The 19,259-nt window shown below is 59.8% G+C and carries 16 protein-coding genes; 2 read left to right on the top strand and 14 right to left on the bottom strand.

Annotation, left to right across the window (positions count from 1 at the left end; all coding sequences use genetic code 11):
• Nucleotides 1–16 precede the first annotated feature (16 nt).
• From BLT00_RS02485 to BLT00_RS02515, 7 genes are all read right to left on the bottom strand, one after another.
• The gene (locus BLT00_RS02485; protein WP_092142143.1) at nucleotides 17–772 is read right to left on the bottom strand and encodes an ABC transporter ATP-binding protein; all 756 of its coding nucleotides are present in this window, start codon (nucleotides 770–772) and stop codon (nucleotides 17–19) included.
• Nucleotides 766–1,827, bottom strand: a complete 1,062-nt coding sequence (locus BLT00_RS02490; protein WP_092142140.1) for a FecCD family ABC transporter permease — start codon at nucleotides 1,825–1,827, stop codon at nucleotides 766–768. The genes BLT00_RS02485 and BLT00_RS02490 overlap by 7 nt, the downstream gene beginning before the upstream one ends.
• Nucleotides 1,824–3,011 (bottom strand): ABC transporter substrate-binding protein, encoded by a 1,188-nt coding sequence (locus tag BLT00_RS02495; RefSeq protein WP_092142137.1) that lies wholly within the window; start codon nucleotides 3,009–3,011, stop codon nucleotides 1,824–1,826. Before BLT00_RS02495 ends, BLT00_RS02490 begins: the two co-directional genes overlap by 4 nt.
• A 64-nt stretch (nucleotides 3,012–3,075) precedes the next feature.
• On the bottom strand, nucleotides 3,076–5,487 hold the full coding sequence (locus BLT00_RS02500) for a TonB-dependent receptor (RefSeq protein ID WP_092142134.1): 2,412 nt from the start codon (nucleotides 5,485–5,487) through the stop codon (nucleotides 3,076–3,078).
• A 99-nt stretch (nucleotides 5,488–5,586) separates the two neighbouring features.
• The gene (locus BLT00_RS02505; RefSeq protein ID WP_092142131.1) at nucleotides 5,587–6,564 is read right to left on the bottom strand and encodes a FecR domain-containing protein; all 978 of its coding nucleotides are present in this window, start codon (nucleotides 6,562–6,564) and stop codon (nucleotides 5,587–5,589) included.
• Complete coding sequence (locus tag BLT00_RS02510; protein ID WP_092142127.1) at nucleotides 6,565–7,080, bottom strand: sigma-70 family RNA polymerase sigma factor; 516 nt, start codon at nucleotides 7,078–7,080, stop codon at nucleotides 6,565–6,567.
• A gap of 85 nt (nucleotides 7,081–7,165) precedes the next feature.
• A complete protein-coding gene (locus BLT00_RS02515) occupies nucleotides 7,166–8,392 on the bottom strand; it encodes an MFS transporter (protein WP_092142124.1) in 1,227 nt (408 codons plus the stop codon).
• A 245-nt stretch (nucleotides 8,393–8,637) separates the two neighbouring features.
• Between BLT00_RS02515 and BLT00_RS02520 the strand changes: the two genes are divergently transcribed.
• Complete coding sequence (locus BLT00_RS02520; RefSeq protein WP_092142121.1) at nucleotides 8,638–10,860, top strand: TonB-dependent receptor; 2,223 nt, start codon at nucleotides 8,638–8,640, stop codon at nucleotides 10,858–10,860.
• Between the two features lie 55 nt (nucleotides 10,861–10,915).
• Here the strand turns inward: BLT00_RS02520 and BLT00_RS02525 are convergent, their stop codons facing one another.
• From BLT00_RS02525 to BLT00_RS02550, 6 genes are all read right to left on the bottom strand, one after another.
• The gene (locus tag BLT00_RS02525) at nucleotides 10,916–11,839 is read right to left on the bottom strand and encodes a fumarylacetoacetate hydrolase (protein ID WP_092142118.1); all 924 of its coding nucleotides are present in this window, start codon (nucleotides 11,837–11,839) and stop codon (nucleotides 10,916–10,918) included.
• On the bottom strand, nucleotides 11,839–13,104 hold the full coding sequence (locus BLT00_RS02530) for an MFS transporter (protein WP_092142728.1): 1,266 nt from the start codon (nucleotides 13,102–13,104) through the stop codon (nucleotides 11,839–11,841). Before BLT00_RS02530 ends, BLT00_RS02525 begins: the two co-directional genes overlap by 1 nt.
• Before the next feature lie 131 nt (nucleotides 13,105–13,235).
• The gene (locus tag BLT00_RS02535) at nucleotides 13,236–14,285 is read right to left on the bottom strand and encodes a type III polyketide synthase (protein ID WP_092142115.1); all 1,050 of its coding nucleotides are present in this window, start codon (nucleotides 14,283–14,285) and stop codon (nucleotides 13,236–13,238) included.
• Nucleotides 14,286–14,443: 158 nt separating this feature from the next.
• Nucleotides 14,444–14,884, bottom strand: a complete 441-nt coding sequence (locus BLT00_RS02540; protein WP_013693033.1) for a Zn-ribbon domain-containing OB-fold protein — start codon at nucleotides 14,882–14,884, stop codon at nucleotides 14,444–14,446.
• 10 nt (nucleotides 14,885–14,894) lie between these two features.
• Nucleotides 14,895–16,091 (bottom strand): thiolase family protein, encoded by a 1,197-nt coding sequence (locus tag BLT00_RS02545; RefSeq protein ID WP_057447984.1) that lies wholly within the window; start codon nucleotides 16,089–16,091, stop codon nucleotides 14,895–14,897.
• A 30-nt stretch (nucleotides 16,092–16,121) separates the two neighbouring features.
• On the bottom strand, nucleotides 16,122–17,204 hold the full coding sequence (locus BLT00_RS02550) for a hydroxymethylglutaryl-CoA synthase (RefSeq protein ID WP_058542730.1): 1,083 nt from the start codon (nucleotides 17,202–17,204) through the stop codon (nucleotides 16,122–16,124).
• 419 nt (nucleotides 17,205–17,623) lie between these two features.
• On the opposite strand from BLT00_RS02550, the gene BLT00_RS02555 reads away from it, so the two are divergent.
• Nucleotides 17,624–18,250, top strand: coding sequence for a TetR/AcrR family transcriptional regulator (locus tag BLT00_RS02555; protein ID WP_063321691.1), 627 nt, complete (start codon nucleotides 17,624–17,626; stop codon nucleotides 18,248–18,250).
• Between the two features lie 18 nt (nucleotides 18,251–18,268).
• Here the strand turns inward: BLT00_RS02555 and BLT00_RS02560 are convergent, their stop codons facing one another.
• Nucleotides 18,269–19,150: a 2,4-diacetylphloroglucinol hydrolase gene (locus tag BLT00_RS02560; RefSeq protein WP_092142112.1), complete on the bottom strand. Its 882-nt coding sequence runs from the start codon at nucleotides 19,148–19,150 to the stop codon at nucleotides 18,269–18,271.
• Nucleotides 19,151–19,259 lie beyond the last annotated feature (109 nt).

The following is a 19,259-nucleotide window of genomic DNA, read 5'->3' on the forward strand; positions in this document are numbered from 1 at the left end:
AGGCCCGGGTGTGCGCTCAAACGATATCGTCGATCAGGATGTGGTGCTGTCCGCGGCTGCATCGTTCGATCCGCGCCTCGACCTTGTAGACCTTGCGAAGCATCGACTCGGTAATTACCTCAGCGCTCGGGCCGCTGCCCTGGGCGGTGCCGTCGGCAACCACCAGCACCTGATCGGCAAAGCGCAGCGCTTGGTTCAGGTCGTGGATGGCGATGAATACAATGACTTCGCGCTTGCGCGCCAGGGCACGCATGAAGCCCAGCACCTGGACCTGCCGGTGCATGTCCAGGGCGCTGGTCGGTTCATCCATCAACAGGATTTCCGGTTCGCGCACCAGGGTCTGGGCGATCGACACCAGTTGCTGCTGTCCGCCGCTGAGCTCTCCGAGGTTACGGAACGACAACTCAGTGATGCCCAGCGCGGCGAGAATGTCGTCCACCCGCTTCAGTTCATCATCATGGACGACCCAGCCCGGCGTGAGCTGCTTGCGCGCCAGCAGCACCGACTCGTACACCGTCAACCGGGCGCTGGCGTTCAAGCCCTGGGGCATATAGCTGATGCCCTGCGGTCCCTTTTTCGAGCCCTCCAGGACCACCTGTCCGGGGCCGTCGATCAACCCGGCCATGCGCTTGAACAAGGTGGATTTGCCCGCCGCGTTGGGGCCGACCACCGCCACCACCTGGCCGCCGACAAAAGCTGCCGTGGTCACGCCGTGAATGACCGTGCGCTGGCCATAGCGAGCTCCGAGGTTCTCCAGCCGGATCGTTACCATGAGTTTTTCTTCCCGCCGAGAATCAAGGAAATGAAGAAGGGCACGCCGATCAGCGACGTGACCACGCCGATGGGGAAAATGGCCCCAGGGATCAGGGTTTTGCTGATCACCGAACTGGCGGACAGAATCAATGCGCCGGTCAACAAGGACGCCGGCAGGAAGAACCGTTGGTCTTCACCGATCAGCATCCGCGCGATGTGCGGGCCGACCAGGCCGATGAAGCCGATCGTGCCGACAAACGCCACCGGGAACGAGGCGAGCAGGCTGACCATGATCAGCGTCTGAAAGCGCAGGCCGCGCACGTTGATGCCGAAACTCGCGGCCTTGTCGTCCCCCAGCCGCAGAGCGGTCAAGGCCCAGGCGCGCCGGGCGAAAATCGGCAGAGTGACGAGGATCACCAGGCAGATCACCCCCAGCTTGGGCCAGGTGGCTTTGGTCAGGCTGCCCATCGTCCAGAACACCACGGCGGCCACGGCTTGTTCGGTGGCGAAGAATTGCACCAGTGCCAGCAACGCGTTGAAGGTGAACACCAGGGCGATGCCGAGCAGCACGATGGTCTCGGCGGTGACGCCGCGGCGCAGGCTCAGGAAGTGGATCAGCAACGCCGACAGCATGGCCATGATGAACGCGTTCACCGGCACCATGTACTGCGCCGCCAACGGGAACAAGGCCACGCCAAACGCCAGCCCCATGGCCGCACCGAAACTGGCGGCGGCGGAAATGCCCAAGGTGAACGGGCTGGCCAGCGGGTTGTTGAGGATCGTCTGCATCTGCGCGCCGGCCAGTGACAACGCGGCGCCGACCGCAACGGCCATCAGCGCCACGGGCAGGCGGATGTCCCACATCACCACGCGGACCTGGGGCGATGCGCTCTCCGGTGAAAACAGCGCGCCGAGCACTTCGTCGAGGCTGTAGCGTGCCGGCCCGAGAGCCAGGTCGAGCAGGACGCTGCAGATCAGCAACAGCGTGAGCCCCCCGAGAATGAGCCGCTTGCGCAGCACCAGGCGCCGGTAGGTGTCACGCTGCATGACCAGGGTTTCGTTCAACGAAGTCATGGCTGGTCCTCAGTCTGGCGCAGGCTGACGGCGTAACCCGGCTCATAAGGGACCGGCAGGAACTGCTCGTGCAATTGGCGGAACGAGGCGTCCGGGTCCAGGTCGGCGAACAACGTCGGGTGAAACCACTTGGCCAATTGCTGGATGGCCACGAACTGATAGGGGCTGTTGTAGAACTGATGCCAAATGGCGTGGAACGCCTGGTCGTCCTGGGCCTTGATGCCGGCGTAGGCCGGCCGCTGGGTGTACCACGCCAATTTCTCCCTGGCTTGGGCCATGTCCGCCCCGGGGCCGACGCCGACCCAATGGCCACCGGGTGCAAAGGCTTCCCAGTTGGCACTGGTGACTACCACCTGCGCCGGGTTGGCGACCACTACTTGCTCGGCGTTCAACTGGCCGAACGTGGTGGGGATGATGCCTTTGGCGATGTTGTCGCCACCGGCCATTTCGACGAACAGGCCGAAGTTCTCGTTGCCGAAGCTCAGGCAACAATCATCGGTGTATCCGCCGATGCGTTCGATGAAGACCTTTGGCCGGGCAGGGTGGCGCGCTTCAATGACGTCGGTGACCCGTCGAATCTGTTGGTTGCGAAAATCGATGAAGGCTTCGGCACGGGCTTGCTTGCCGAACAGTTGGCCGAACAGGCGCATGGTCGGCTCGGTGTTCTGCATCGGGTTGTTGCGAAAGTCCACGTAGACCACCGGGATGCCCAAGGCGTCGAGCTTCTCGATGTAGCGCGCATCCTCGGTGGCGTGCTGGGCTTCGATATTGAGGATGATCACATCCGGACGCTGGGAGATGGCCTGTTCGATGTCAAAGGTGCCGTCCTCGAACCCGCCGAAGGTCGGGATCTTGGCAATGTCGGGAAATTTGCGCAGGTAGGCGCCGTAGGTGTCCGGGTCTGACTGGATCAGGTCCTTGCGCCAACCGACGATGCGTTCGATGGGATTTTGCGTGTCCAGCGCCGCCACCAGATACAACTGGCGGCCTTCGCCGAGGATCACCCGCCTGACGGGGAGGTGGACCTTGACCTGGCGCCCGAGCAGGTCGGTCACGCTGCCCAGGGCTGGATCCGCATCGGCGGCCAAGGCATTGCGGGGCGTCAGTGAGAGAAACGACACACCGAGCAGCCCGGCGAACAGCAGGGCGGCGAGGGTGTGAGGGCGGCGAAAAACAGTAACCATGGTTCAGGCCTTTACAAAAGCCGGGCCGGACAACGGCGCAAGTCGCCGCCCCGACCCGCAGGTTTCAGAAATCAACGGTGGCGGATAACAACAGCGTGCGCGGTGCGCCTTGGGAAAACGCGCCATAGGACGCGACCCCTGACCAGTAGGCACGGTCAAAGACGTTCTGCACCGTGGCGCGAAATGTCGTGGGCCGCTCGGCAATGCGTGTGGCATAGCGGGCACCGACATCGAAGCGGGTCCAGGCGTCCAGTTCCTGGGTGTTGGCCTGGTCGACGTACTGGCTGGCGGTGTAGATCGCGCCGCTGGTCAGGGTCAGCCCAGCGATGCCCGGGGTGTCCCACTCGGCCCAGAGGTTGGCCTGGACCTTGGGCACGCCCACCGGTGTATTGCCGCGGTTGGCGGCCACGCTGGTGCGGGTCAGTTCCCCGTCGAGTAGCGTCACGCCACCGAGCAGGCGCGTGCCCCGGGCAATCTCGCCGGACAGGTTCAGTTCCACGCCACGGTTGCGTTGCTGGGCCTGGACCGAAAACACCCTGGACGACAATTCGCCGCTGGGTTTCTTGATCTGGAACAGCGCCAGGGTGGCCATGAAGCGGTCGTAGTCGAGCTTGACCCCGATCTCCTGCTGGCGGGAGATGTAGGGAGAAAAAATTTCTTCGGCGTTCGTGGCGGCAGCCGGCGCGATGTCGCCCTTGCTCAGGCCTTCGATGTAGTTGTAGTACAGCGCGACATGGTCCCAGGGCTTGGCGACGATACCGAGCAGTGGGGTGGTCTTGCTTTTGTCGTAGGACGGGGTGGCAACGATGGTGTTGTAGTTGTCCGACTGGATGTTTTGTCGGCGCAACCCGAGGGTGACCTGGAGGCGCTCATTGAGTACCGACAAGGTGTCGGCCAGGGCGACGCCCGACAGCTCGCTTTCGGAGATTTTTGGCGTGTGAGGTTCGGCGATGTTGGGCCTGGGCCGGTCGACCGGGTGATAGATGTTCGAGAGGATGGTGGGGCCGGAAATAATGCCCCGGGACAACTCATCGCGATAACGGCTGACTTGCAGCACCGCGCGGTGGTTGACCGGCCCGGTGTCGAAGCCCAGGCGCGCGCCGGCGTCGACGGTGTAGCGCTGGACGTTGAATTTGTAATAACCGGGAACCGATGACGTGTCGCCGGCGGCGTTGATGATGGTCGGGGTCTGGTCGGACATGCGCTCGACCTCGGATTTTCCGCCGCCGGCGTGGGCAAACAGGGTCAGATGGTCGCTGAGGTCGTACGCGCCACTCAGTAACGCCGATTTGTCCCGGGCCCGGGAGCGCCCCCAGTCCTGGCTGACACTGGTGCGGCCGTTGGCGGCGGAGGGGATTTGCACGCCAGGGTCGATCAGGAAAGGGCGGGAGGCGGCGTCGAATTTTTCATCCTGGCTGATCAGGTCCAGGGTCATGCGCAGGCGATCCCCTTGGTAATCCAGGGACATGGCGCCGGTACCGACGTCTCGGGACTGCTTGTCGATGGCCGTATCACCCTGCTGCAGGCTACCGTTGAGCCTGATCCCGAACCGGCGTTCTTCACCAAAGCGCCGACTGACGTCGAGGTGGCCGCCCAGTTGCGAGTCGGTGGCGTAGCGGCTGGTGAATCGGGTCAGGTCCTCGTCGAGGGCGCGCTTGGGGACCACGTTGATCACACCGCCCACGGCGCTGTTGGGCGACATGCCATACAGCAGCGCGGCGGGGCCCTTGACCAGTTCGATTCGCTCGGCGTAATCGGTGAACACCCGGTAATTGGACGCCACGCCATACACACCGTCGAAAGCCAACTCACCGAGGTTGCCTTCCCCCAGCGGAAAACCGCGGATAAAGAACGAGTCGACGATGCCGCCCGCCTGGCCCGTGGAGCGCACCGAAGCATCGCGTTCCAGCAAGTCGCCCACCGTGGTCGCCTGTTGATCCCTGATCATCGTCGAGGTGTAGCTGCTGATGCTGAACGGCGCCTCCATCACATCGGTGTTGCCTAGCAGGCCGAGGCGTGCGCCGCGGGCGACCTGGCCGTTGGCGTCGGTAGGTGGCAGGTCGGTGCTGCTTCTGCCCGTGGCGTCGACGCTGATCTGCGGCAGGGACACCCGGCGCAGCACCAGTGTGTAGCTGCCATCGTCGCGGGCAACCATCTCCACGCCGCTGTCGGCCAGTAGCTGGGTGAGTGCTTGCGCTGCCGGATAAGTGCCGGAAAGTCCCGGGCTGACCAGGCCCTCAGTGATCGAAGGCTGGAACGACAAGGCAATGCCGGCGGTTATCGCAAAGCTCGACAGGGCAGGGCCGAGCGGCCCCGGGGCGATCTCATAGGCGCGGGGGGCGACGGCTTCCAGTTGCGCGGGCACGGTGGCGAAGGCGAACGACCCGGTGACCGTGCTCAACGCAAGGCCCAACAGCACACTGCGCATGACGGGTTTGGACGGACGATCCGGACGCAGGGGCCGTGCAACGAGCATGGATGGATGACCCTATGGACGAGATGAAATGGTTATTCCTTTCTTTGCCAGTTGAGATCAAAAAAAGTATCACCCGAGCAGCAAATATTTTTTGTGGGGTCAGGCCGGGGAGAGCGTCACCCAGTAACCGCTCAAATGACCGGTGACCAGGACCGGGTAGGTTTGCACCAGCATGTTGAGCGTGCGCTGGGTATCGCTGATGGGAAAAGCGCCGGACACCCGCAGCTCGGCAATGGCCGGGTCGCACCGCACGAAGCCCCGGCGATAGCGCGCCAGTTCGGCGACGAAATCCGCCAGGCGCATCCTGTCGGCCATCAGCATGCCTTGGGTCCAGGCGCTGGCGTTGCGATCGGTCGGGGTCAACGGGCCGAAGGCCTGGGACGAGAAGTCGGTGCGCTGTCCGGCGTTGACGATGAGCGGCGCGGCCTGGCGAGCCTCGGCCAATTCAATCCGCACCGCGCCTTCGAGTACCGCCAGATGGGTGCGCGATGGCAGTTGGCGCACGATGAACCGCGTACCCAGGGCCTGCATCCGGCCCTCGCGGGTGCTGACCAGGAACGGTCGGGCCTGTGGTGAGGCATCCGGCGCGGTCTGCACCAGGACTTCCCCTTCGCGCACATGGAGGAGCCGCTGTCGGGTGTCGAACAGCACGTCGATGGCCGTGCCGGTATTGAGGGTGAGGTGAGAGCCGTCGGCCAAGGTCAACTCGCGGCGCTCGCCGATGGCGGTGCGGTAATCGGCGGACCATTGCTGCGATTGCGCCAGTTTCCAGCTGCCCCAACCGACAGGCACCGCTGCCAGCAGCAACGCCAGTTTGCCAAGGGCCGCGCGTCGTTCGGGGCTGCTTGGGCGATCCAGCGCCGACATCGCCAATGCGCGTGGCAAGCCGCCGAGCTTGCTTTGCAGCAATTGCGCACGAGACCAGGCCCGACCGCGCTCGGGGCTGCTGGCCCTCCAGCATTCCCATTCGGCGCGCTCGGTGTCACTGAGGTCGCTTTCGCTCAGGCGCATCAGCCATTCGGCGGCTTCTTCGAGGACCTTGGGGTCGAGCGGCGGCTCACGGCGGCGGGTGAGCATTCATTCCACCAGCATCAAGCACTGCACGAATGCCTGCTTCATGTAGCGCTTGACCGTGATCAGCGAGACGTTCAGCTGTTGGGCGATGTCGTCGTATTTCAGGCCGCCGATCTGCGACAGCAGGAATGCCCGTTTGACCGGCGCCGGGAGGGTGTCGAGCATGGCGTCGATTTCGTGCAGGGTTTCCAGCACCAGAAAGCGCAACTCAGGGGACGGCACTTCCTGGGCCGGCAGATGCGCGAGCGCCTCCAGGTAGGCACGTTCCAGGGCCTTGCGCTGATACCAGTTGATGAGAATGCCCTTGGCCACGCAGCTCAGGTAGGCCCGGGGCTGGTCAATGGCCGTGACTTGGGAGGCGAGAATGCGCGTGAAGGTGTCTTGCGCCAGGTCCGCCGCATCCATGGCATTGCCCAGTTTCTTCTTCAGCGTGGCGTACAGCCAGCTGTGATGGCCGGCGTACAGATCTTCGATCACGCGCAGATGCTGGTCGTTGTTCGCGGGCAGGGTTTCGCTCATGGCTGCGTTTTTTTGCAATTGAGAAGTATTCCCAATGCTAAAGGACAACTTGCCCGCGACGCAAGCGGCATTCAGCAACCCTGTTTCAGCCACGCGCAAGGCCCTCGGGCCTATAACGCAATGCAATGATGGGGATCAGCGCCAGCACATAGGCCAGGCAAACGAACAGGTAGGTGTATTGCAACCCGTAGACCTGGCTGAGCAATCCACCGATCGAAATGCCCGCGATCGAAGCGAATTGCGTGGTGCCCTGGGCAATGCCCAGCACGTGGCCTTGTCGTGAGCTGTCGGCGGATTTCGAGATGAGGGCCATCAGCACTGGCGTGGTGGCACCCAGCAGCACGCCCCAGATGAAGTAGGCAATGACAAATACGATGACGTTGCGCGTGATCCCCGCCAGGGCGGTCAAGACGACACAACCGAGCACGATGTAGAGGATGCGCTGCAAGGTTTGCTGTTGGGTATGGTGCTCGAAATAGCGCGACCAGGCCGTGGCCGACAGAATGAAACCCAGCGCCAGCAAGCCGTAGCACAGGCCGACGAGCGAGTTGCTGACGACGAATACCGCGCTCACATACAAGGAGAATGATGTTTGCGGCAGCATCCGCGCCAACAGCAGAATGCCCATGACGCATAACAACGACAGCAACGACGATCCTTGCCAGATACTGTCGGTACGGCTCTTCGCTGCCGGGGCCTGGCTCGCCGAGGACCTCTTCACTGGCGGCACATCCGGCAAGGCCACGGCGGCCACCACCGTGCACACTGCGCACAACACCGAGGCGGTGAGGTTGATCCAGAAGAACGTGGCGTAGTCGAGGATCAGCCCCCCGACTATTGCGCCGAGCAATGAGCCGACATTGGTGGATATTTGCAGAATCGCGAACAGCCTCGCTCGCCGCGATGGGGCTTCGATACTGACGCCGTAGGCCTGCGCCGGGGCGATGTATCCGGCAAAGGCGCCCTGCAAGAAGCGCAGGACCAGAATGATCCAGATATCGCTGCACAGCGCCAGCCCGAGCTGGGTCAGCGACAAGCCTGCCAGGGCGCGGATCATCATCCACTTATGGCCGTAGCGATCACCGATACGGCCCCAAAAGGTGCTGGTCAGCATGATGCCCAGCATCGGCCCGACATACACGGCAATGCTGGCGAAGCTGAAAACCGACGCCGAGGACGTCAGCCCGCGCAGGTGAACCGGCCAAAATGGCCCGCTCATTTCCATCGCGCCCATCGAGATGAGCTGGATCGCGAACAGAAGATAAATCAGGACTCTGACGCTCGAACCCTGGACGACACCTGTGTGGGACATGATCAGCCTCGGTGCTTAAACGCCAGCAAGCGGGTAGGGTAGCGTGTGCTGCTGGCGATGACAGGGTCGGCAAGATGCCCGGCTGCACGAGAGGTTGCAAGGTGTCGATACCGCAGCAGCGTCGGTATGCGCGAGTGCTTTGGCGCAGTCTGAAAAAATAATCCCCGGGAGGTGATACTTTTCCGCAGGTCGACTGGCAATAGGAGTGATTACCATTTTCTCTCGTTGGAAAGGATCCTTAAGCCATGTCAGTTGCACGTCGACCTTGTGGTGAGTCTGCGTTATCCGTCGCGATTCGTAGCGCCACGCTGAGTTTCATTCTGGTCGCAGGAAGCGCCACCGCCTGGGCGGCAACCCCCGAACAGGCGCCTGCCGCCGATAAGACCCTGGACGCCTCCAAGGACAACGGCCAAGGCTTGACCCTTGACGCCACCACCATCAGCGGCACCCACAACGACCCAGGTGCACTGCCGCCCGTGTTGGCCGGTGGTCAAGTGGCGCGCGGCGCACGCTTGGGGATGATGGGCAACAAGGACGTGATGGACACGCCGTTCAGCGTGACCAGCTACACCGCCAAGACCCTGGCCGACCTGCAAACCGTGACCGTGGCCGACGCCCTGCAACGAGACCCTTCGGTGCGCTCGACGGGCCAGGTGGGCGGCATCGTCGATTCGTTTTTCATCCGTGGTTTTCCCATCGGCGAGGGTAACCTCGGCGAGTTGGCCTACGACGGCGTATACGGCGTGGCACCCAACTACCGGGTGTTCACCGACTACGCCGAACGGGTCGAAGTGCTCAAGGGACCGGGGGCGCTGATGTACGGCATGTCTCCGAACAGCGGGGTGGGCGGGGTGATCAATATCGTTCCCAAGCGTCCGTTGGACGAAGACCTGACGCGCTTTACCGGCAGCTACGCGTCCGACTCCCAAGTGGGCGGGCACCTGGATGTCAGCCGTCGATTCGGCTCGGAAAACCAGTTTGGCGTGCGCTTCAACGGCAGCCTCCAGGGTGGCGACACGGCCATCGACGACCAGGAACGCGAACTTGGTATCGGAGCTATCGCCCTGGATTATCGGGGCGAGCGTTTGCGCTTGAACCTCGACTTCATCAGCCAAAAAGAAAACTTTGACGGTGCCTCGCGGCCCTTCACCGTCGCGCGTGGCGTTGAAATTCCATCCGCCCCCAACGGTCGTACCAATGCATCACAGAAATGGGGCTGGTCGGACACCAAGGAGCAATCGGCGTTGCTGGGTGGCGAATACGACTTGACGGACGCGGTCACGGTGTTTGCCCACGCCGGTGGCGGTCGTTCGGACGTCAAGCGAATGTCCGACCAAGTGCCAGATATCATCAATAGTGCAGGCGATATCACCAACAGGCCGGGGTACTACAAATTCAATGTGGACCGTTCGACAGCCGACGTGGGGATCCGCGGGATATTCGATACCGGCCCTGTCAGCCACACGACCACGCTGATGGCGAGCACTTATCAGGATGAGCTGTCCCGGGGCATCAACCGGGGGGCCGATATCCCCTCGAACATTTATCACCCGGTGGACGTGCCCAAGCCGACCATCAATGCACCCAGGGTGTCACGGGTTTCCGAGTCGCAATTGTCCGGTTTCGCCTTGACCGACACCTTGTCGGTACTGGATGACCGTCTGCAACTGTCCCTGGGGTTGCGCCGGCAGAAGGTCGAATCACGCAATTACAGCGAGACGGGTTCGGTCAGTTCCCGTTATGACGACAGTGCCACGACCCCGATGGTCGGCGTGGTGGTCAAACCCTGGGAGGACGTGTCGCTGTACTACAACTATGTCGAAGGGCTGAGTAAAGGTGACGTTGCGCCAGCCAACGCGAACAATTCTCTAGAAACATTCGCACCTTATGAATCCAAGCAGCACGAGATGGGCGTCAAGTACGAGCACGGCACGTTCATGACCACCTTGGCGCTGTTCCAGATCGAGAAGCCCAGTGGCGAACTCGGTGCGAACAATGTTTTCTCGGTGCAGGCCGAACAGCGCAACCGTGGCGTGGAACTGAGCGTGTTCGGCGAAGTGGCCCCCGGCACCCGTTTGATGGGTGGCGTGACATTGCTCGATGGTGAGCTGACGGATTCCGCCACAGCGGCCAACCGTGGCAATAAGCCGGTGGGCGTGCCGGACGTGCAAGCCAACCTGTGGGCCGAATGGGACACCCCGTGGGTGGAAGGCTTTACCCTCACCAGTGGCGCGATCTACACCAGCAGCCAATACGTGAACCAGGCCAACACCCAGGAGCTGGATGCCTGGACCCGTTTCGATGCGGGCGCTCGCTACGCCACCAAGATCGAAGGTCGACCGACGACTTTCCGAGCCACGGTCCAAAATGTCTTTGACCGCGAATACTGGTCGGGTGTCGCCTCGTATGGGGCGTTCTCTCCAGGCTCTCCGCGCACATTGCAGCTCTCGGCCACGGTCGATTTCTAAGAAGCGGGCAAGGGTGGCTCAAACCAAGGGCCACCTCCTCGTTTATAGCGGTCGATCAGAACTTTTTCGGCACGGGCAGGGGCCGGTCGATACAGTCATGGTCAGGTGCGCGCCGCGCAGGCAAGGGCACCAGCGACACCAATTCCTCTTCGACGATTTGATTGCTCATGGCCAATTCCAGCTCGGGGCAGTCAATGCTGAGCCAGTCACCGTGCTGGAGCGGCACATTCGTGGTGCGATGGCTCAAGCTGTGAAACACGTAATGAACCAGCCCGGGCTCGAGAAACTGCTCGTGTTTCTCCAAGAACTCTTCCGAGTATCGGCGCAGACTCTGCCAGCGATGCAAACTCATCCGGTGGTGACTTGCCGTCAAGGGTTGGCCGTCGCGTTCTATCTGGACATTGATGGCCAAGTCAGCCTGCAATTCCCCCACGATCAATGCCGGGGCAATCGCACAGGTGCGCAAGTGCGCATGCGTTGAAGAAATGGCGTCGCGACTGTGCAATACATGATCGTGGATATCGTTACCCAGGGTAAAACCAATGAAGCGCAGCGCACCAAACGGGTCGACCCAATAGAGGCAGACAATGCACGGCTCGCTACTGATGCTTTGTGAATGATAGGGCACCTGCAAAGGGTCGCCGTCGGTCTTGAGCAGTCGGCCGTTACCTTTGTAATACCAGGCTTGTTCTGTCTTGGCGGTACAGAGCGTGATTTCGCTGATCTGGACCAACAAGTTGTTATCGGGCTTGAGCGGCGGTCGGTATTTCACCGCCGCAGGCGTAAGCGGGTAGGGCGTGGACGGCAGGTCCTTGAGATAGGACTCCCAGTCCATATTCCGATCCGCGCAATGGGCCAGGGCTTCATAAAGATTTCCCTGGGGTGGACGCACCTCCCGGCTTTGCCCGGACTTGAAGTCAAATACGCCAAGGCCTCCTCGCGGCACTGGAGAGTCCAGCAACATTACATAGTGGGTCATTACTTATCCTCCAGGGTCAAGCGTGCGGATAGGGGGGCGTAGTCCTTGAGTCCGTTGAACGCCGGGTTTGCCTCTTTGAGCCGTAAGGACAGCAAGCCCCCCGTGATACTTCCGGCCAGTGCCAGGAACAGAATCGCGGTAAGTCCCCACGTCATGGCGATGTAGCCGGCGACGACAGGGGCGACGCCCCCTCCAAGAATCTCTCCGCAGCCCACCACCAGGCCCGTCGCGGTGGCCAATAAACTGGGCGGCACTGATTCGCTGGTCAGTGGACCGACCGTCATGCAGATCAGGCTGAAGTTGATAAAGGACAAGAAAAATAATTGAAGGAACAGTAGCCAGGGCAACGGTGGGCTGACGATCAATAAACCCACCAACAGGGCGCTGATCATGAAGCAGATCGAGACCACGGGCTTGCGACCCAGTTGGTCGGACAAGCCGGGAATGACCAGTTGGCCAAAAAAACCACCCAGGCCAATTGCAGAAATGATCATGGCCATGGAGAAATTGCTCAGGTGCAGAATGTCTGTCAGGTAGCTAGGGAGCAGGGCGCACAGAACGAACTGGCACGTCAGTATGCAGAGCATCAAGGCAATATTGAGCCGCACATTCCCGCAGGACAGGGCCGCCCTCCACTGGCTTTTGGAGGTATGTGCAATCGACTCCGTGCTGGGCGCCTGGGTCGGTTGGTAGGTTCTATAGAGGTACCAGGCCACTAACAGGCCGGGTAACGAAATGATGGCGAATACGGCGCGCCAGGATCCGGACATTTCCAGCAATACGCCCGCCAGCAGCGGTCCGAGGCACAGGCCGATGATGGGGAACAAGGCCTGTTGAATCCCTAGATTGAGTCCGCGCCGGGAAGGCTGCGAGACTTCATCGGTGACAATGATACTGACCGGAGTGAAGGCCCCTTCGCAGACGCCCATCAAGGCGCGCAAGAGCACCAGGCCCACCAGGCCGGTGATCAATGCAGACGCACCGGCCAGAATCGATAGCAGGGTGATCGACAGCACCAGCAACTTCTTGGGGCCCAGTACCCTGATGGCGGCGCCCATGAACAGGGCAGAGCCTCCCCACGCAAATGCCAGGATGGCCGACAACATGCTCAAGTCCTGATAGTCCAGGGCCAAGTCACGCATGATCACCGGGAACAGCGGCATGATAATGAACCTGTCCAGTCCTACCAGCCCGAAGCTCAGCGACAGAAGCGTGATCATGCGTCTTTCATAGCCGCCCCAAGGTCGAGCGACCAGATACTTCATCTCCATGTTCTTTTCCTTCTTTCCCTAGCGCTTTCGAAGCCCTCTTGAGCGAGGTGAACGCCTGCGATTCATACTCCGGCAGCCAGGGGCAAGTGTGCCCCTGGCTGGGTGCCGGTGTTTTATCGGATCTGTCAGGCGACCCACTTGCCCACGGCCATTTCAGCGGTGAAACCGGGGCCGAAGGCCGCCAGCATGCCAGTCGCGCCATCGACAAGCCCGCTGTCAAACTGGCGCTTGAGCACGTCGAAGACCACCACGCTGGCGATGTTCCCGGCTTCGCTCAAACTGTCGCGAGACTGCGCGACCCGACCGGGTTCCAGGTCCAGTTGCAGGACCAGTTCATCAAGAATTTTCCGTCCGCCGGTATGGAAGATGAAAAAGTCGTTTTGTGCGCAATGTTGATTGAAGGTCTCGTAGTTCAATTCCTCCATCATTGGTGCGACATCTTTAATGGAGTTCATGACGGCCTTGTCCAGGGTAAAGTGAAAGCCACTGTCCTTAACGTCATATTTGATGTAGTGCTCGCTATCAGGCAGGAAGTAAGACCCGGTCTTGGCGATCTTGAAACCAGGCGCCTTGTCATCGGCGCGCATGACGCAGGCCGATACGGCATCGCCGAATAACGCCGCCGATATGAACGCGTGCAACTTGGTGTCCTGGGGTTGATAGCAGAGCGACGAGAACTCCAGGGAGACGATGAGGACATGGTTGTCCGGCGCCATGCTGGCAAAATCATTGGCTCGATTGATCGCCGCAGCGCCTGCCACGCAGCCCAATTGAGCGATGGGCAGTTGTACGGTCGACGTCCGCAGGCCCAGGTCATTGATCAAGTGGGCCGTGAGCGAGGGCATCATGAAACCGGTGCATGATGTCACCGCGACCATGCGAATGTCGTCGATGGTCAGCCCGGCATTTTCAATGGCTTGGCGCGCCGCGATGGATGACATGCGGCGGGCTTCGCGCTCATAAACGATGCTGCGGTGGGTGAAGCCAGTGTGCACCGCCAGTTCATCGATAGGCAGGACCAAGTGCCGTTCGTTCACCTGTGTGTTTTGAATCATTCGTTTGGCAAGTGCCATTCGTGGATGATCATCATGCAACTGCTCTAGATGCTCGATCATTTGTTGCTGGGTGATCTTGTATTGCGGAAACAACAGACTGGGTTTGCAAAGAGTAGACATGACAAGTCCTCGGCTAGAAGCCAATAAAGTTAGAAGCACATTTAAGGCAATGACTGCAAAGCAGGACTCTGAAAAACAGAATCAAAGCTGCGGGCTGGGGAGCCAAAAAACTTGACTGTTGTTATCGAAAAGAGCGGGTGTGGCGGACGCCTTGTTTGTTATTTCACCAATACAAACTTATAGGCATATTGCCAGGCCAAGTTGCTTTCCCGGACATGTTTGCGAATAACCATGCGCACGGGCGCACCGCTGACGACTTGCCGGGGATCGGTGACATCTACGATTTCCGAGGCAATCACCAAGCCATCATCCAGACGCACCATCGCCATGAAGCGGGGCACGGTTTCGCCATAGCCCATGGCTGCCAGTATCGGATTCTCGGCATGGGCGCTGACTTGGATCGTGCCGGTGCGTGCGCAGCGATACGGTTCCACATTCAACGAATTGCACGCGCCGCAGACGGTGCGCCGAGGGAAGAAAATTTCTTCGCAATCCTGGCAACGGCTGCCTTCGAGGCGGTATTTGCCGCCATGCTCGCGCCATTCGCGCAACATGCTGGCGGTGGTCATGCGGTGAATCTGTTCAGGGTAAAGGGACATGGTCGGCTCCTTAATCGTTGGAAAGCACAATGACACTGTTGTGCGCGGCGTAACCGCCCAGGTTTTGCGAGACACCAATACGGGCGCCTTTGACTTGGTTGTTGGACTCGCCGCGAAGCTGTCGGAACAATTCAGTAATGTGCAAAATCCCATCGCAACCGGAGGCGTGGCCGCGTCCGATGTTGCCGCCGTCAGTGTTCAGGGGAAGTTGCCCGTCAAGAGCTATGCCGCCTTCCAATACGAAGTCGCCTGCCTGGCCTGGACCACATACGCCCATGGACTCCATTTGAATCAACCCGGCGCCCAGCAAGTCGTAGACTTGCGCCACATCGATATCCTTTGCAGTGATGCCGGCTTTTTTGTAGGCGATTTCGGCGCAGGCCATCGAGTTGGCGGAAACTGCCATGCCTACATCTTTTGGCAGCCCCGGAAATTGCAACGTCGGGTTGTGATAACGCGTGCCGAAATAGTGCGATACACCGGTGTAGGCACAGCCGCGGATAAATACCGGTTGGGTCGTGTAACGGTGCGCAAGGTGTTCGGCAACCAGGATGGCGCAACCACTGGCTTCGCCCCAGGCCAACATCGAGCCACACGCTTCGCTACTCTTGAGCGCTTCAAGGGACGGAATCGGCACGCCGTAGCGGGTGGCGGTGGGGGTGTTATGGGCATAGATACGCATCTGCCGCCCAAAGGTTGCCAATACATCCGCTTCACGTCCTGCATAGCCGAACTTTTCAAAATACTCGGCGGTCGCCAGGGCGAAGGCGTCAGTGTGTGAGATGCCTAGAAAATAATCGTATTCACATTCGGTGCTGGAGCCAATGTACTCGGCGTAGTTGATGTGGTCGGTCATTTTTTCGAAACCGCCACACAGGACGATGTCGTATTCACCTGAGGCGACCATTTGGTGAGCCATCTGGAAAGACACCGAACTACTCGTGCAGTTGGCAGTACTCATGAACGTGGGGGCAGGGCTGATACCCAAGGCATCGGAAATGGTCGGGCCCAGGCCTCCGTATTCAGAAATGCCTTCACCGTGGTAGCCATAGGCAACAGCCTGGAGTTCGCGGGGATGCATCTTGATGGCGTTGAGCGCTTGGTAAGCGGACTCGACGATCATCTCCTTGAACGTCTGGCGAACTCTGGAACTGCCGGGTTTAGGGGTATAGGCAGCCGAAACGATAGCAACGCGTCGTGCGCTCATAAAAAGTGCTCCTTGCTGGATGAATTGGAATCAGAGATAGGCCGTCAGGGCGTAGTCGGGCCGCAAGTATTTGAACTCGTACTTGATCGACGTCCCGTAATCCACGTAGTACTTATCCTCCAGCAGCGTGCGCAGCGGAACGTTGGTCTTTTGATAGGCTTCGATGGCATCGGTGACGGTCAAGGCAATGGCGTCGCTGCCCGCACCAAACCCATAGGAAACCACCAGGATTCTTTCACCGGGACGCGCTTGATCGAGGACGTTGACCAAGCCCAGCAAAGGGCTTGCTGCCCCAGCATCGCCGACACTCTGGGCATAGATGCCAGGTTCGATTTGCGCCGTCGTGAATCCCAGGTGCTTGCCCAGAGAGTAGGGGGTTGAAACCAGGTTCTGTTGGAAGACGACATAATCGAAATCACCGGCCTGCGCATGGATCTTGGCCATCAATCCCGAGGCAGCACGGCGAGTCTGGTCTTCCAGGCCGATGCTGTTCTTGTCCGAGCCCAATCCCATTCCCGACCGGATATAGCGGTCCCCTTGAGGCCTGATGTTGTCAGCGACATCCGCCGCGCAAGAAAAACTTGCGTCAAAATGCGCGATCACATTTTCGGTACCCAACAGCAGGGCAGCGGCGCCCGCTCCGGCGTAGGACTCTGTCAAATCACCGGGGGCGGTGTTGCGGTTGATCGTATCGGCGCCCACTGCCAACGCATTGCCCACCATGCCCGATGCTACCAAGGCGTATGCAATCTGAAGGGCGCTGGTGCCGGATTTGCCGGCAAACTGCACGTCTGCGCAAAAGGCGTCATAGCCGCAGCCAAGCATTTCCAGGATGATCGCGGCCGAGGCCCGGGAGTCATATGGATTGGTGCAGGTGCCAAGATAAAGCGCTTCAAGGGGACAAGGCGGCGCTTTGTCCAGTGCGCGTTGGGCGGCGAGGACGCCCAAGGTAATGACGTCTTCATCAGGTTGCAGCACAGCCCTTTCAAGGACGCCCAATTGACCCTTTACCAAGCTCAAATCGGTGTTTTTCCACACCTGGATCACGTCGTCCACCTTGAGCCGGCAGACCGGGATGCCCGCGCCATAGCTCACAATTCCTACTTTATTCATGTGTACTTCCTCCAGATTCCGTTCTTTCACCTGCTGGCAGAAAGCCGTGACAGGCGCATGAAATATTTAGAAACTATCTATTGGTGCTCGCAAAGTGATGAATGGCGGTCCCATGCCCCATAAATCGGCGGGTCCAAGCAGCAGAACCTACCGGTCAACCTATGAACAATAGGTTTGTTTTCGTGCAATCATTATGTATGATACGAAACGTACCGTATCGTTAAGGTAGCGTTAAAAATTTATGACTTTCCTTCTCATGTCTCCCTATATAGAGGTAATAAGCGCTCAAGAGACCCCCTGCTAAGCCGAAGCTGAGATCATATAAATATACAAAACGAAACGATCCGTTTCATTGCTTTTCGAGAGAATCCTATACCCTGAGTCTCTTTTGTCAAGCGCCATATTGGAGATTTTGATTTATGGCCCGTAAACCATCTCGGAGCTCCATTGGCTCATTGAGGAGCCCTCACACGCACAAAGCGATCATCATTTCTGCCATAGAAACACTTAAAGAGTGCGGTTACTCGGGGTTGAGCATCGAGGCGGTGGCCCGCCGCGCTGGCGCGAGCAAACCGACAATCTACCGGTGGTGGGGTAACAAGGCAGCCTTGATCGCCGAGGTCTACGAGAGTGAAAGCGAGCAGATTCGCAAAGAGCCTGATAAAGGCACTTTCAAGGAGAACCTCAATTTCTTGCTGCTCAATCTCTGGAAGGTCTGGCGAGAAACGATTTGCGGGGAGGCTTTTCGATGCGTCATTGCTGAGGCCCAGCTCGATCCCAGCACGCTGCCCAAGCTGAAAGACGAGTTCATGGAGCGGCGTAGGGAGTTGCCTCGCAAGCTGGTGGAAAAAGCTATTCAGCAGGGCGAGTTGCCCAAGGATACATCGCGTGAATTGCTCTTGGACATGATCTTTGGGTTTTGCTGGTACCGGCTGTTGACCGAGCAGTTGGAGGTGGAGGCAGATATCAATGAGTTCACGACGCTGCTGATGAACGGGGTACTGCGCCCGACTTCGGCGGCGGTTCAAGACGCCGCCGAAGCCTGATTATCGGTGGGGTTGGGCTTATTTCGCGCCGCTGAATCGTGCATGAAGGCTCGGCAGGATGCTGGCCAGGTGGTTGAACTCACACAAGTCATGCACCGCAAATTCATAAGCCAGGGTTTCCAGCTCCACTTCTCCCAGGCCGTTTTCTTCCAGTAGCTGGGCGGCGCGCTCGGCGCCTGGAAAACGCTGCATGGCGGGGTGGCTGCCGACCCAGTAACGGCTCGTCAGGTACAAACCCTCCGGGCATTCCTTGAACAAGTGCGCCATCAACGACACCGGTACTTGCGGTTCGTGGGCCAGGCTCATCAAGGCGCTGACACTGCCGTCTATTTTGGATTCGCGGTAAAGATCCGGACAGAAGCCCAGTTCGCAGGGGTCTCTGAAATCAATGTGCAGGTGCATGAGGCGGTCACCGACGTACTCTGAGGCGCAAAAGGTATTGCCATACAAGCGCTCCTCGAAGGTCAGGGTATCGTCCAGGAGGCGCTCGTGATGAACGCAGGGGTTTTCCACGTGGGCATAAGGAAACCACAGGGTGTAGCGTTCAGCCTCCAGTGGATGCCACATGAACCACCACTTGAGCATCTGCGCGGTGCAGTTGGGAAAAAACTTGCGACTTTGCACATAGGCCATCGGCCCTGGCAGCAGGGCGTATCCGGCCTCTTCGCTGATGAAGTCAGCGGCGAGCATGCGGTTAAGGTCTTCAACGCTGGGCGTCAAGGCGTCAGCCAAGGGCATGGGGCCTTGCTGTATTTTTTCGACGGCACTGAGCGGCACGCTGATCTTCGAGCGGAAAAAGTCGGCGTAGGGTTTGCCTTGGATGGCCTGCTGATTGGCCAGGAACTGCTTCTGCATTGGCAATGAGAAGTAGGTGAAAGGTGTCATTACGCGCGCTTCCATGACGGTATTTCCTTGATAGTGCGCGAAAAGCCCGCAGCGTCGGCTGCGAAGTCCTCGCGCGGTGTTGTAAAGGGACAATGACGGGACCAAAATAGGTAGGCTGAAATAA

The sequence above is a fragment of the Pseudomonas sp. NFACC51 genome, from assembly GCF_900103575.1.
GTDB classification, from domain to species: Bacteria; Pseudomonadota; Gammaproteobacteria; order Pseudomonadales; family Pseudomonadaceae; genus Aquipseudomonas; species Aquipseudomonas fluorescens_Q.

Excerpts from the sequence above, each read along its gene's own strand:
- BLT00_RS02495 (WP_092142137.1), bottom strand. The coding sequence starts at position 3,011 with ATGGTTACTGTTTTTCGCCGCCCTCACACCCTCGCCGCCCTGCTGTTC.
- BLT00_RS02510 (WP_092142127.1), bottom strand. The coding sequence starts at position 7,080 with ATGAGCGAAACCCTGCCCGCGAACAACGACCAGCATCTGCGCGTGATC.
- BLT00_RS02545 (WP_057447984.1), bottom strand. The coding sequence starts at position 16,091 with ATGAGCGCACGACGCGTTGCTATCGTTTCGGCTGCCTATACCCCTAAA.
- BLT00_RS02505 (WP_092142131.1), bottom strand. The coding sequence starts at position 6,564 with ATGCTCACCCGCCGCCGTGAGCCGCCGCTCGACCCCAAGGTCCTCGAA.
- BLT00_RS02485 (WP_092142143.1), bottom strand. The coding sequence starts at position 772 with ATGGTAACGATCCGGCTGGAGAACCTCGGAGCTCGCTATGGCCAGCGC.
- BLT00_RS02490 (WP_092142140.1), bottom strand. The coding sequence starts at position 1,827 with ATGACTTCGTTGAACGAAACCCTGGTCATGCAGCGTGACACCTACCGG.
- BLT00_RS02530 (WP_092142728.1), bottom strand. The coding sequence starts at position 13,104 with ATGAAGTATCTGGTCGCTCGACCTTGGGGCGGCTATGAAAGACGCATG.
- BLT00_RS02525 (WP_092142118.1), bottom strand. The coding sequence starts at position 11,839 with ATGACCCACTATGTAATGTTGCTGGACTCTCCAGTGCCGCGAGGAGGC.
- BLT00_RS02515 (WP_092142124.1), bottom strand. The coding sequence starts at position 8,392 with ATGTCCCACACAGGTGTCGTCCAGGGTTCGAGCGTCAGAGTCCTGATT.
- BLT00_RS02555 (WP_063321691.1), top strand. The coding sequence starts at position 17,624 with ATGGCCCGTAAACCATCTCGGAGCTCCATTGGCTCATTGAGGAGCCCT.
- BLT00_RS02540 (WP_013693033.1), bottom strand. The coding sequence starts at position 14,884 with ATGTCCCTTTACCCTGAACAGATTCACCGCATGACCACCGCCAGCATG.
- BLT00_RS02500 (WP_092142134.1), bottom strand. The coding sequence starts at position 5,487 with ATGCTCGTTGCACGGCCCCTGCGTCCGGATCGTCCGTCCAAACCCGTC.
- BLT00_RS02550 (WP_058542730.1), bottom strand. The coding sequence starts at position 17,204 with ATGAATAAAGTAGGAATTGTGAGCTATGGCGCGGGCATCCCGGTCTGC.
- BLT00_RS02520 (WP_092142121.1), top strand. The coding sequence starts at position 8,638 with ATGTCAGTTGCACGTCGACCTTGTGGTGAGTCTGCGTTATCCGTCGCG.
- BLT00_RS02535 (WP_092142115.1), bottom strand. The coding sequence starts at position 14,285 with ATGTCTACTCTTTGCAAACCCAGTCTGTTGTTTCCGCAATACAAGATC.
- BLT00_RS02560 (WP_092142112.1), bottom strand. The coding sequence starts at position 19,150 with ATGGAAGCGCGCGTAATGACACCTTTCACCTACTTCTCATTGCCAATG.